Annotated in this window: 13 protein-coding genes, 1 pseudogene and 2 riboswitches; of the genes and pseudogenes, 1 reads left to right on the top strand and 13 read right to left on the bottom strand. The window is 43.0% G+C overall.

Translation table 11 applies throughout. From position 1 onward, the window contains the following. Positions 1-64: 64 nt before the first annotated feature. From JCM21738_RS18550 to JCM21738_RS18510, 10 genes and pseudogenes are all read right to left on the bottom strand, one after another. Positions 65-1,209: pseudogene (locus JCM21738_RS18550) on the bottom strand (DUF445 domain-containing protein). A 426-nt stretch (positions 1,210-1,635) separates the two neighbouring features. Then, positions 1,636-2,463 (bottom strand): MetQ/NlpA family ABC transporter substrate-binding protein, encoded by an 828-nt coding sequence (locus tag JCM21738_RS18545; RefSeq protein ID WP_023626716.1) that lies wholly within the window; start codon positions 2,461-2,463, stop codon positions 1,636-1,638. A 19-nt stretch (positions 2,464-2,482) separates the two neighbouring features. After that, positions 2,483-3,148: a methionine ABC transporter permease gene (locus tag JCM21738_RS18540; RefSeq protein ID WP_031308275.1), complete on the bottom strand. Its 666-nt coding sequence runs from the start codon at positions 3,146-3,148 to the stop codon at positions 2,483-2,485. Continuing rightward, positions 3,138-4,151, bottom strand: coding sequence for a methionine ABC transporter ATP-binding protein (locus JCM21738_RS18535; RefSeq protein ID WP_023626714.1), 1,014 nt, complete (start codon positions 4,149-4,151; stop codon positions 3,138-3,140). The genes JCM21738_RS18540 and JCM21738_RS18535 overlap by 11 nt, the downstream gene beginning before the upstream one ends. 74 nt (positions 4,152-4,225) lie before the next feature. Beyond that, a riboswitch (SAM riboswitch) is annotated at positions 4,226-4,331 on the bottom strand. A gap of 166 nt (positions 4,332-4,497) precedes the next feature. Next, positions 4,498-5,028, bottom strand: a complete 531-nt coding sequence (locus JCM21738_RS18530; RefSeq protein WP_023626713.1) for a chromate transporter — start codon at positions 5,026-5,028, stop codon at positions 4,498-4,500. Then, positions 5,025-5,600 carry a chromate transporter gene (locus JCM21738_RS18525; protein WP_023626712.1) on the bottom strand — a complete coding sequence of 192 codons (576 nt, stop codon included), beginning with the start codon at positions 5,598-5,600 and terminating at the stop codon, positions 5,025-5,027. The genes JCM21738_RS18530 and JCM21738_RS18525 overlap by 4 nt, the downstream gene beginning before the upstream one ends. Before the next feature lie 380 nt (positions 5,601-5,980). Then, entirely contained in the window at positions 5,981-6,409 is a 429-nt protein-coding gene (locus tag JCM21738_RS26220; protein WP_243463082.1) for a methyl-accepting chemotaxis protein, read from the bottom strand. A 20-nt stretch (positions 6,410-6,429) separates the two neighbouring features. Then, positions 6,430-7,635: a methyl-accepting chemotaxis protein gene (locus JCM21738_RS18520; RefSeq protein ID WP_243463081.1), complete on the bottom strand. Its 1,206-nt coding sequence runs from the start codon at positions 7,633-7,635 to the stop codon at positions 6,430-6,432. Positions 7,636-7,659: 24 nt separating this feature from the next. Next, positions 7,660-8,640: a BMP family lipoprotein gene (locus JCM21738_RS18515; protein ID WP_023626710.1), complete on the bottom strand. Its 981-nt coding sequence runs from the start codon at positions 8,638-8,640 to the stop codon at positions 7,660-7,662. Between the two features lie 156 nt (positions 8,641-8,796). Further along, complete coding sequence (locus tag JCM21738_RS18510) at positions 8,797-9,453, bottom strand: potassium channel family protein (protein ID WP_023626709.1); 657 nt, start codon at positions 9,451-9,453, stop codon at positions 8,797-8,799. A 379-nt stretch (positions 9,454-9,832) separates the two neighbouring features. Beyond that, a riboswitch (cyclic di-AMP (ydaO/yuaA leader) is annotated at positions 9,833-9,973 on the bottom strand. 298 nt (positions 9,974-10,271) lie between these two features. On the opposite strand from JCM21738_RS18510, the gene JCM21738_RS18505 reads away from it, so the two are divergent. Then, a complete protein-coding gene (locus JCM21738_RS18505; protein WP_023626708.1) occupies positions 10,272-11,180 on the top strand; it encodes a diacylglycerol/lipid kinase family protein in 909 nt (302 codons plus the stop codon). Between the two features lie 21 nt (positions 11,181-11,201). Here JCM21738_RS18505 and JCM21738_RS26215 read toward each other — a convergent pair whose 3' ends face one another. The 3 genes from JCM21738_RS26215 to JCM21738_RS18495 form a co-directional block, all read right to left on the bottom strand. Further along, positions 11,202-11,525: a hypothetical protein gene (locus JCM21738_RS26215; RefSeq protein WP_243463080.1), complete on the bottom strand. Its 324-nt coding sequence runs from the start codon at positions 11,523-11,525 to the stop codon at positions 11,202-11,204. 107 nt (positions 11,526-11,632) lie between these two features. Continuing rightward, entirely contained in the window at positions 11,633-13,027 is a 1,395-nt protein-coding gene (locus JCM21738_RS18500) for a M6 family metalloprotease domain-containing protein (protein ID WP_243463079.1), read from the bottom strand. A gap of 175 nt (positions 13,028-13,202) precedes the next feature. Further along, positions 13,203-13,429, bottom strand: a 227-nt coding sequence (locus tag JCM21738_RS18495) for a hypothetical protein (RefSeq protein WP_035209850.1), incomplete at its 5' end; no start/stop codon positions are given.

Here is a 13,429-nt window from a genome sequence, read left to right as displayed (position 1 = left end):
AAATTTTATAGTTTCCTAACCAATAAAAAAACCAATCCGGCATTGGATTGGCCTTTCAATAATTTCACAAAACGATAAGCTTGAAAATTGTCAAACCGATACCAATCAGGAAGCCGCAGACGGCACCGTTCATCCTGATCCATTGCAAGTCTTTTCCGACGTTGTTTTCCATCATATCAATCAGTGTTTCCGTGTCAAGCTTATCAAGATTCTCACGGACAAGCTTGCCGATTTTAGAATGGTTTCTTTCAATGAGGCTGCTATTTTAGCGTGGAGCCAGCTTTCAATTGCCGCTACCTTACCTTCATCTTCTTTGATCTCCTGTATGAATCTTTTCACCACGGGAGTAACGGTATCATCAACAAAGCTGTCTGCTTCGATAAAAGCAATGACACGAGCCTTTGACTTTGCCAGTACACCCCTGATTTGTCCGGTTAAATCCATATCCTCGACCATCTTGTTTTTCCATGCCTGGATTTCGGACATTAATGCTTCCCGCTCATTAATGCTGCCAAGTTCTTTGCGGATTTTCTCAAGAATCATATGGCGGTAACGATTATCTTCCTGCTGAAGATTTTTCATTCTTTTTAAAATAAAGGACTGCAAAATGTTGCCGACTTTTTCTTCAGTAATCATATTGCTGAACGATTGGATCGCAAATTTTAACAGGCCATCAGCTTCCGTTGTATCGATTGCCTGTTTTCCAAGTTTCCCAAGAACCATTTTCGCTTCATCCTGCGACGCCCATTTCTCCGTCTCTTTTAGTACATAATTGAATGCTGCCGCCTCATATCCCATCGACAATACGTGGCTGGAGGCTTTATGCAGAAGATCGGAAGTATCTGCTGATAGCAGGAAACCTTTGATTTCTTGTTCGATTGTCGGTGCAAAACGTTCAACATCTATTTTCTTTACGACATCAAGACTGAAAGCCTTGATGCTCAGCTTAACAGACTCAGAATGCAGTTCCTTCTCAACCGTTTCAAAAATTTTATCAAGAATATGAATCTGCTTGAACTTGTCCATGATGCTTTCTTTCGTGAGCCAGTCATTTTCAAGCATATTGATTAACGCGCGCGTTACTTTATCCCGATTCTTCGGCAGAAGTGCAGTGTGGGGAATCGGGATGCCCATCGGATGCCTGAATAGCGCGGTTACAGCAAACCAGTCTGCAAGACCGCCAACTAGCCCGGCTTCAAACCCGCCCATAAGCAATTTGCCGATCAACGAATCCTGAAACGGCATCATTGCGAGGAACCCCGCACCCATAATCGCCAGCGAAATAGCCGCCAAATGTCTAGATCTCTTATCTCGTTTTTCCATATATCTCCCTCTGTTACTGTTAGATTGATTCCAAATGACATTCAATTACTTGTAAAATGCTCACAGTGTCTTTTAAAGTCAACGTCCGCCTGTATAAAATTTTTCTATGGGACCTTTTCTGGCTTAGTAGCTTCATTTGGGCTTATTGTTGCTATCTTTCAGCTTAGTTAGTGCCGATCCTTCTATAAAACAACAAAAGAGCCTTCCTAAATAGGGCCTCTTCAATATTTTAACCAATTTATAAGGGAGAAAGCTATAAAAAAGGAAAAGTCCCGGGCGCTTTGGCTGCCGGGGCTCATTATGATAACTATCCTACTTCATCCACTCTGGCTTTCCGAAGCCTTTGAACTCTGCATCGATGATTTCTTCAAACTCTGCTGATTCTACGACTTCTTTGATGTCCTTGGCAAATTGGGCATCCTGGTCCTTAGTATTGATGACAACGCGGTTGCGGTATTGGTCTGGCATGTTTTCCAGCTGCAGCGCATCAAGCAGGTCCATTTTTGCTGCTAGCGCAAAGTTGCCTGGTACAGCTGAAAGGTCGACGCTTTCGACTGCTCTTGGAAGCTGTGCCGCTTCAATCGGTTTGAACTGCAGGTTCTTGACATTGTCTTTGACGTCTTTTTCAGAAACTGTCAGTGGGTCAGCATTAGGATCAAGCTTGATTAGTCCAGCATCTTCAAGGATCAGGAAGGCACGCGCTGCATTTGTTGGGTCGTTTGGAATCGCGATGGCTGAACCCTCCGCGACTTCATCCAATGAATTGAATTTCTTAGAGTAAATGCCCATTGGCGCGGTTGGCACGACGATTACTTCTGAAAGTTCAAGTTTATGCTCTTTCGCGAAGTTTTCCATATAAACCTTGTGCTGAAACAGGTTTGCATCAAGATCATCTTTTGACAAAGCCAGGTTCGGCTGGATGTAATCGCTGAATTCGACTACTTTTACTTCATAGCCCTTTTTCTCAAGAAGTGGCTTGATGGCTTTTGAGACCATATCGCTGTATGGACCAGATGTCGCACCGAATGTCATTTGTTTTGCGTCTGCTTTCGCATCGTCGCTGGATGCTGAGTCGCTGCCGCATGCAGCAAGGAGCCCGATTGATAATAACAATACTAATGAGAAGAATAATTTTTTCATTATAAGAACCCCCTATTATTTATCTTTTGTCTACTACTCTTGCAATCCTGTCCCCGCCAAACTGGATAAACTGGACGAGGCAAATCAGGATAATGACTGTCGTGATCATGATCGTATTGTCGTATCTGTAATAACCGAAGCGAATTGCGAGGTCGCCAACTCCCCCGCCGCCGACAATTCCGGCCATTGCCGAATAGGCAACAAGGCTGATGATAGTGATGGTCACACCCTGGACGATGCCCGGCTTTGCCTCGGGAATCAGAACGTCTTTTATAATTATCCAAGGCGTCGCACCAGTTGCAACGGCAGCTTCGATGACACCCTTATCAATTTCTCGGAAGCTTTGCTCTACGATTCTTGCAAAAAATGGGATTGCCGCGACTGATAATGAAACAGATGCGGCTGTCGGTCCGATGGTTGTACCTGCGATTAGATTCGCCAGTGGCAGCAGGGCAATTAACAGAATGATAAATGGAACCGAGCGAATCATATTGACGATGAATCCAGCAATATTTTTAAAAACTTGATTTTCAAGAAAAAGTCCTTTATCGGTGACAAAAAGCAGAACCCCAGTAGGCAGGCCTACGATAATGGCAACAAGGATGGAGATGCCGACCATATAAATCGTTTCAAAAAATGCTTTGTTCAATTCTGGCAGCAATGAAATCAGGTTATCAAGCAGCATCATCAATCACCTCCAGGTTTTTCGTCCTTGCCGCTATGTAGGCAATCGCCCGGTCCATCTCCACTTGTTCTCCCGTGATCTCCATGATGAAAATCCCCAGTGGAATGTCCTGAATATATTCGATCTTCCCGTGCAGGATATTGCCACGAACCTTAAAGGTCTGGAATACATCAGAGATGACTCCCTGCTCGGCAATCTCACCCTGGAAATAGATTTTAATCAGCTTTCCTTGACGCTCCTCCAGCAATCTTTCCGGCAGTTCGAATTGAAGTATTGAGTTGACGAAGTCCTTTGTGAGTGATTGTTTCGGATTTGCGAAGACCTCATAAACATCTCCCTCTTCAATGATTTTCCCATCCTGCATAACAGCCATTCTGTCGCATATCGTCTTCACCACTTCCATCTCGTGGGTGATGAGGACAATCGTGATGCCTAATTCACTATTAATCTTTTTAAGTAAAGATAGGATCGATTTCGTCGTGCTCGGATCCAGAGCAGATGTAGCTTCATCACACAAGAGCACTGATGGATTATTCGCCAGCGCCCTGGCGATGCCGACACGCTGTTTCTGTCCGCCCGACAATTGTGCCGGATAGACATCCTTTTTATCTGAAAGGCCGACCATATCAAGTAGCTCAGTTACTCTATCATGGATTTTAGCTTTCGGAAGACCTGCAGCTTTCAGTGCAAATGCAATGTTCTCACTAACTGTCTTTGCGCTTACAAGATGGAAATGCTGAAAGATCATCCCGATTTTCAAGCGTGCTTTTCTCAGTTCAGTCTTGCTCAAAGTAGTAAGCTCTACACCGTCAATATGTATCTCTCCTGATGTCGGCTTTTCGAGGAGATTCAGGCATCGTATCAATGAACTTTTTCCCGCCCCGCTGTACCCGACAATTCCGTAGACTTCTCCTTTTTTCACGGTTAATGAAACTTGGTCAACACCAGTAACACACCCTTTTTTCGTTTCGTATATCTTGACCAGATTTTTCACTTCAATCATGCTTAGCACCTCCGTTTTTTAAAAATAAAAAAGCCCCTTTCATTCATAGAAAGAGGCATCGTAAACATTTATACGACTTATCTTTCAGAATGAAATCATTCTGTAGGAAGTGGCACCTTTCCCAAAAAGGAGGTTGCCGGACGTCATAGGGCCTAATCCCTCAGTCTCTCTTGATAAGTAACTTATTAAATTAATTTCGATAATTGAAATATTAAAACTATCTGATTTATTTGTCAATAATTTTTTTCAATTAATTATAGTGATACCGCTTACATAATAGTGGGAGTAAGGAAATATTTTTTTTTTGAAAGGCACAATCTACTGTATCGAAAAAAAAAAACCTTGTTCACGATAAAACAAGGGCACCGTAAACAAGGGATCCTGCGATCACATAAGCAGGATGGACTTTGAATTTTTCCATCAGGACGAAGCTGATTCCGCCGATCAGAATGGTCTGCATCAGGCCGACCCCCTCATAGGAAGAGAAAAAGAAATCACAAGTCATGACTCCTAAAAGGACGGCAATGACGGGGCGGACGACGATTGTCAGCCTTTTGACACGCGGGGAATCTTTGAACTTCATCAACAGTCCGAGCAAGCTGATCATTAGGATTAAGGATGGGGCCACCGTGGCAAACACTCCAACTATAGCACCTAGAATTCCACCTTCTGCATATCCAATATAGCCTGCCATCTTGGTTGCAATCGGTCCTGGCAGGGCATTCCCCATCGCCAGCACTTCACTGAATTCGTTGACTGTCATCCATTCATAACGGTCAACAACTTCATTTTCGATTAACGGAATGGAGGCAGGCCCACCGCCATATCCTAAAATCCCTGGAATGAAAAAGGCCAAAAATATATGGAAATAAATCATTGCTCCTCCCCTCCCGTTTGTTTGTTTCCAGCTGGAGCAGGGTCTTTTTTCAGCAAGGCACTCAGCAGCAATACAAAAATTAAAATAGCGGGATGCAGATTCAAGAATTGAAGAAGTATCAGGCTGCCAATAAGCGCCACAGCTGTCCAGGCCCATCCTAGCTTGGATTTACCTGACTTCTTGATGAAATCCCATGTGAGGACAGCAAGCATGACTGCAACAACCGGAACAACAGCCTCTGCCATTCCGTTCACCCATGGCTCATCTTTGTATGAGTTCAGAACGGTCAGCAGCAGGATCATCAGGATGATTGCCGGGATCATCGTCGCTGCGAGGGCATTGAACATACCAAGGAACCCGCCTACACGATAGCCAATGTAGCCAGCCATTTTTGTGGCGATCGGTCCTGGCAGGGCATTTCCCAAGGCAAGGATATCACCGAACTCATCAGAATCCATCCATTTATATTTTTCTACCACTTCCTTATGTACAAGCGGGATCGAAGACGGGCCGCCGCCATAGCCGAGGATTCCGACGCGAAAAAACGCTAAGAATAAATCCCTTTGTTTCAAAACTTCACCTTCTCTTCTGTTATTGGTGCCTAAAGCGGTCTCTTTCTCTAAATCTTTTTGCTTTTATTTTATTATAGACTCATATATTCGATACTGCATGTCAAATTCAAGTTAATTTGCCGTGAATGGGCTCATTTATCCGTAATTTTCGCTTTGTAAATGGTTCAGGTTCATTTGGCGATACACTATATTGGCGATTTTTTAATTTTATCGACCACTTTTTGAATTATTTCGATCACTTTCACAATTATTTCGACCACTTTTTAAATTATTTCGACCACATTCACAATTATTTCGACCAAGTCGCCATTCTGCAGCAATCCGAATAACTCTTCGGATAAAAAAAGTACCACAGCCCCAAGGCTATGATACTCTTCAAGTTATCTATCAAACTTAAAAATCGAAACAGAATCATTCAACTCATTCGTCAGCTTTCTCAGGTCAGTAACCTTTTTCGAAAGGTTGCCGAATGCCGATAATTGTTCCGTGGTAGAAGCGGAGATTTCCTCGCTTCCTGCGGCTGTCTCTTCGACGACTGCGCTGATGGATTCGACATTATGGAGGACCCTGGCTCCCAGTTCTTTTGACGCTTCCATGCCTTTCACGAGCTGTGTGACTTTTTCGGAGATGCCGGTCACCCTGGATTCGATATTCTCAAAAGCAGACATTGTTAGATTCATTGATTCCATCTGTTCATCAGCGATGGCACCGCCTTTGTTCACTGCTACTCCTATCTCATCCAAGCCGCTTTTCAGCAGATTGACCATATCAAAGATTTGCGTTGTCGCAGTATTCGATTCCTCAGCCAGCTTTCTGACCTCTGCTGCGACTACCGCAAAACCTTTTCCAGCCTCGCCAGCCTTGCTGCTTCGATGGCAGCGTTTAATGCGAGCAAATTCGTTTGAGCAGCGATGGCCGAAACGGATGCAGCCATGTCTTCAATTTTGGCTGCATAGCCTACGAATTGGTCTGTTGCCGACCGGATAGAATGCGAAGCTTTTTTGTTTTCAGTGATCAAGGCCTTTTGTCCCTCGATTGCCTTTCTTCCTTCGCCAATTGCTTCCACAGCCTCCCTGCTGTAAGAAGACGACTCCTGGGTGTGGTCCAGATTAAGCATAATTTCTTTATCCATATCGTCTATCAGCTCGACTGATTGCTGCAAATCTTCTGAAACGGTTTGTGCTCCTGCAGATAGCTCATCCGTTGAGACAGCCACTTGATTGGAGATTTCGGTCAGTGCAATATTTTCCTGTTCAATTTCTTCTGCAAAATGCTCAACTTCCCTACTCGCCAAATTCACCTTTTGCAGCAAGGATGTCAATTGTGCCGCCATCTGGTCGAACGACTCATTTAGTGTTCCTAACTCGTCTTTGTGTTTATAAGGAACTTTTTCGATCATTAAGTTTCCTTTGGCGATTTCTTGTGCATTAATAGCAATCTGTTTCAATGGCTTGGTGATTGTACTCGTCAGCCTGATTCCGATTCCCCCGGCAACCACCACAAGAAGGATGCTGCCTATGATTGCCGACAATATAATGAATTGGATCTGATTTTTTAAATCCTCCTGCAGGAAATCGTAATATTCATTAACCTGTATATTCAGCAGGTGAAGATCATTCAGGACTCCTTCACTGCGCAGTGACTGGCGCTTCACTTCCGCACTGTTTTTCTCATCAAGCGCTTTGTTAGCTTCACTTTCCAGGGCAGTGAACTTTTCATGAGCCTTGCTCAAAACTTTTTGGCTATCTTCTTGCTGAATCAAACCTTTCGCCTGCGTAAAAATTTGCGAGGTCTTCTCCATTTTCGTCAGAGCATCCTGCCTGTTCCCTTCGGTTGGGTTGAATGAGAAATTGCTAAGCGATTGCTTGGTTGCAGATGTCTCAGACTGAAGGTTCTGTACTGTCAGCAGTACCTGTACGTAATCCTGATTCGATGCCTGGACCATCAGCATTCTATAGATAATAAATGAGATCATCACGATCGATAACCCAATCGCGAGCAATAAGTTAAGCAGTAATTTCTTTTTAATTGTCATGTTGGCTCCCCCAGTTGCAACTTATTAATCTAGCTTTATTGAAAGCTCGTTATTTGATAGTTTAGATTCCAGGTCTTCCAGTCTTTTTTCCTGTTCTGGAGTCAGCTTGATCACCCTGATTGGGGCAAGCCCGACACCTTTTTCATTTATGCCTAATTCGATTTGCTTTCCTTCAAGCTGATCTTCCGCCTTGAACTCCTTAACTGTTTCATAAAGCGCGACATCGACATTTTTCAGCATCGAGGTAATGATGGCTTTTTCAGCAAAAAAATACTGGTCACTATCCACACCAATTGCAAACTTTTTCTTGGATTGAGCTTCCTTCAATACACCGACACCGGTAAAACCTGCCGCAGCATAAAGAACATCCGCACCTTCATCAATCATTCCTGAAGCAATCTTTCCTCCAAGCTCTGCATTGCCAAAATCATTCGCGTATGCAGCCTTAACCTCTGCTACCGGATTCACAGCCTTTACTCCTTGTTCAAAACCAACTTTAAATTTGTGAATCAGCGGAACATCCGCTCCGCCAACAAATCCGACGATGTTTGACTTTGAAGCCATTCCGGCTACTGCCCCCGCCAGGAAGCTGCCCTGTTCTTCTTTAAAAGTAATCGATGTGATATTATCCAGTTCAGATACTGAATCAACCAGGATAAATTGCTGTTCCGGATATTTTTTTGCCACCTTCTCAAGATCCTCAAGGACCATGAAACCCAATCCAATGACGATATCATTTCCATCTTCGACAAGCTCCGTGAACCCTTTTTCATACGTGCCTACAGACTGAAGCTCTCTGTAATCAAAAATAATATCGAGTTCTTCTCTCGCTTTTGCCAGTCCGGCAAAAGCCGCATCACTGAAAGATTGGTCTCCAAGTCCGACGTCAGACAACATAATGCCGATTTTAACCCTTTCTTTCGCCTTCAGCGCCGAGTTTGCACACCCAGCAAGGCTGCCTATCAGTAAAAATAGAATCACAAGCATATTCATAATTCGTTTCATGTAGATGTCCTGCTCCCTTTTATAAATTTATATGTATTTCATCGACCATAGCGATTTTTTGTTTACGATTATAGGCAAAGTCTATCTTTTGTTAATTTTCTAAATAATAGAGGGTAGAAAAAAAGCAGGCTGTCATTTAAGCCCGCTTCCATAGCCTTATTTAATTTTGGTGAACCTGGTCAAGTCACCGTTTTCGCCAAGGACAATCAAGATATCCTCTGCTCTCAGCGTTTTTTCCGGATCTGGAGAGATGTCGACCTTGTTGGCAGTTTTCACTCCAATTACTGTTATATTGTATTTGGCACGCAGGTTGATTTCAATCAAGTTTTTTCCAGCCATGCTCATCGGAAGCTTGATTTCCTCAATACTGTAATCATCGGAAAGCTCGATAAAGTTCAATACATTCGGTGATGCCATCAGCTGGTGGGCGACTCTCTCTCCCATATCCCTCTCCGGGAAAATGACTTTGTCTGCGCCAACCTTGAACAATACTTGTGCATGGTGTTTGTTAAGAGCCTTAGCAACGACATTTGAAACTCCCATCTCTTTTAAAATAAGAACTGTGAGGATACTAGCCTGGATATCATCCCCTATTGCTACAATGACCGTATCAAAGTTCCTGATCCCAACTGCCTTCAAGGCTTGCTCGTCCGTTGAGTCACCTATTACTGCATGGGTGACATGTTCTTTGTAGTCCTCGATATATTGTTCATTCTTATCAATCGCCAGCACTTCGACTCCTTCATTATATAAAGTCGTCGCCACACTTGAACCAAAACGGCCCATGCCGATTACTGCGTATTGTTTTGCCATAAAAAAACATCCTCCTACCCAATCATCACTTTTCCAGCTGGTCTACTTTTCTTTTTTTCCGTAACTGCGACTGCCAGTGTAAACAGACCAATCCGGGCCCGCAAACATTGTAATTTATAGTATTTTAAACTGCTGTCCCTGGAAAGACAACCTAATAAAATGCACCGAATATTTTACCAGTCATTATCAAACGCTTCAAGGTCTTCCTTCTTTCCTTAGTATGAGGAATTATGCGTCTAATATTTCTTTGCAGGGACTTATGATTACTGGAATTTTAAAATAGTCGACGTATCTAAAATACAGCAAAACAAAAAAGCCCCCAGAGGCTAAAAGATAGCGGCCTTGTGGACTTTTGTACATACCTGTCACACAAGCTTCATCTTCCTCTTCTGCAACGCTTACGGAGTTAGCTGTCGGATTAGGCTCAGAATAGCCCCGCCTATTATTAGGCCTCACCCCAAGTGGATTGCATCCACAAAGTTGGTTCCCCCGCTCCTATCGGATTCAGCGATTTAGAAATATGAAACTCATTTAATTTTGTTCAGAAATCTGAAACTGTTGTAATCATACTCCTCCCACATTCTACTTGTAAACATGAAAAGGAAGCCAAAAATGACTCTTTTTACTCAATTTAATCCAAAATTGATGGCAAATCATAGTATTTCTTACTGAATCGCCGTTTTTCTTTGTTTTTCTTTTTGAATATATGGGCGATTTTTACACCAGTGAACGCGGTTTATAGTCATTCATTTAAAGGTAAATAATAGGGTTACTATATATTTGTTATTGAGATTAGATTTTTTGGGAGGTTATCGTGGATGAAAGCCATGATTATTTTGAATCCATCATCAGGAAAAGAAAAAGCTACTGAATATGCTGAAAAAATAGAGGAAACCTTACGGGAGAAATACGATGATATAGATATTCGAAGAACCGAAAAAGAAGGAGATGCTGCTGCATTTGCTACCGAAGCATGCATTGCTTTATACGATGCGGTCATTGCCATGGGAGGTGACGGGACAATCAACGAGGCCATAAATGGAGTGGCTGAACAAGCCCATCGACCTGCTCTCGGCATCATCCCACTTGGTACGGTCAATGATTTTGCCAGGGCACTAAATATTCCCCTGGATCCCCATGAAGCTATTTCGATTCTGGATGAGCAAAACCTCCAGTCTGTTGATATTGGTAAAATCAATAAGCATTATTTCGCCAATGTTATAGCAGTAGGAGCGATTGCAGAAGCTTCTTACAGTGTAAGCCCTGAACTGAAAACGAGACTTGGTTCACTGGCCTATTTTATGGAGGGAGCAAAATCTTTCTTAAGTGGAGAGGCTATTGATATATGTGTTGAACACGAAAACGGCAGATGGGAGGGCCATACATTTTTGGTGATCGCCGCGCTCACGAATTCTGTTGGCGGCTTCGAAGCCCTTGCTCCTGAAGCAAGCGTAAATGACGGAAAGCTCCATGCTTTCATTATTAAAAAAATGTCTGTCCCGAAAATCGCAGCATTGATTCCATCGCTTCTGAAAGGGGAATTGAAGGAAAGTGAAGAGGTAGAATATATTCGGACCTCCTTCCTTAAAGTAACCTCTGAGAAACAGCATGTGGTCAATATCGACGGGGAAGAAGGCGAGCCTTTGCCTTTCAATGCCAGAGTCCTTCCTGGTCATTTGGATGTTTTTGTTCCTTTTAAAAATGAAAAAAAACTGAGCCGGAATTAATCCGGCTCAGTTTTTTCGTATTTACTTCACACTAGAATTAAAGTTATAGAAGAACTTAGCTGTGATTGAACCATCTGCATTTTCCTTGATATCCGTTACGTGAATTCCAGAGTCAGCTGGTGTATCGCTAAATCCTTTCCAGAAGTAGTAAGAACCTGTGTGAACATTCCCGCTAACTGGAGTGATTTTGCTCCCAGTCTTGAAGAAGTCACCTGCATTACCGCGGTTCAAGTTTTTCTCTAGCTCATAAAGTCCGTCTGACTGAAGGACAGATAATCCGTAGTGGGTTACAACTTCTCCGTTGCTAGCAGTCTGTGACTGGTTGAACTGGAAGCGCTTGTTCATCCAGTTTTCAACGTTGTTTGGACGGAAGCCGGCAGTTTGGTAAAGATTGATGACATTTTCATCTACATGCCAAGCAAGTAACCCTTTAGAGTCTTTTCCCTGGCGGATTAAGCCTGGTTAAATCCATCCTGCTGGACGTTTTCGAACAGGAAGTATTCTGTTCCATTTGATCCTGGAACCTCCATCTTCACAATCGCGTTGTCTGCGTTTGCTTTGTTAACCGGAGGCAATGTGATTGTTTGAACTCCATCCTCTGGCTTAACTTCGACAGGATTTACCCATCCAAGGAAAATCTTTGAGAACGGATCAAAGTGTGTTGGAGAGTTTCCGCCATACACAGGTGCATCTGGATAGCGCATCCAAGATCCGCCTGCCATCATTGAATAGTTACCAACACCTTCTGATGTATAAACAGTGTCATAGAAATCTGGAAGACCTAAAGCATGTCCAAATTCGTGTGCATATACTCCAGTTTGAGCTGGGAAAGGACCAGTTTTTGCTTCTTCTTTATATGTCTTTGTTGCAGCGTCAAAACCAGCTACGTTTCCGCCGATACCAGGCTGGATGTTGTAGTTGTTTACGAATACGCCATCGTAAGTCATGTCTTCTTTAATCGTTCTGTCAATCCATGCTGACTGGCTGATACCCTCATGCTGTGGAGCAGGCTTCCCAGTTTCATAGTACTTACCATAGAATAGGGCACTTAGCAGGCTCCACTTGTGAGACCAGAATTGCGCAGGGTCACGGCTGAATTCTGCTCCTGTTCCTTCGTGTACCACGAAGATATTCGGCACTTCACCATTTTCTGCATACTGTGAGAAATCAACCTGATCGTCCGCTGCCTTTAAAAGGTCACGAATGAATTCACCAGTATGTGCATCACCGTTTTCATTTCCAAGAACGTATTTACCGCTTTCAGCGTATTTACCTTCCTGATCCAAATAGTATGAAGCACCTCTAGGCATCTCTACCCAAGCGAAATCAGTATTTTCTTTGCGAACCAAGTTGACTTTTCCGTAGCTTGATTCCTTATAAGCATTTTGCATCGTACGATTCTTCGGTACGTCTGGACCATCATATTGCTTGAACTGCTCCAACTCATAAGGATTGTACTCAGTACCGAAAATCAGATCCTCATAATATTTCGCAGGTACTTGTCCAGGCATGTCCCCAATCGGCTCATCGCCATCAGGATATTTAGCCAGCAATACAAGCACTGGAACATCGCCTGTTGCTTCCTTGTAAGCGACATGATTATCACCAGGCTGCTGGAATTTAGCTCCATTTTGGGCAGCCTTTTCAGCAGGATCAACCTTAGAAAAATCAATTCCTAATTCCTTTGCTTTATCTACCAGTTCTGGAGCAGCCCCTACATGGTGCGCAAGGCTTAATTCATATTTACTTTGTGGTTTAACAGCAGAATCAGTTGGGCTGATTCCTGCAAACACTGCACTCCCTGCTAATACAAGAGAAAGCGCTGAAGTTGAAAGGACTTTTAACACAATATCCACTCCCTATTAGAATATTTCTATTTACTAAATAATATAAAATATTCAGTATATTCTAAATAGGGATAAAGTGTTGTTTGATAGTTTTTTACATGAGTCGAAAGCCTTAACTTTTTAAGATTCACTATAAAAATAGTTATTTTACCATAATAAACCAAATAATTGTTTGTTACAGGTAAATCCGTAGCAGGTTCAGACAAATCTCCAGCTCTTCCTCTTCATTTTGTCCGAAGTGGCACCAGGTTCGGACTACTTTTCTTGCTTTTCCTTTAAACCTGTCCAAAGGTGCACCAGGTTCGGACAGCTTCTCCCGCTCTTCCTCCAAACCTGTCAGAAGTTGAATCAGCTTCTGACTACTTTTCACGCTTATCCTTAAAACCTGTCTTAATAACCATG

This window comes from Mesobacillus boroniphilus JCM 21738 (genome assembly GCF_000517385.1).
GTDB lineage: Bacteria > Bacillota > Bacilli > Bacillales > Cytobacillaceae > Mesobacillus > Mesobacillus boroniphilus.
This window is presented reverse-complemented; position numbering and strand designations above follow the sequence as displayed.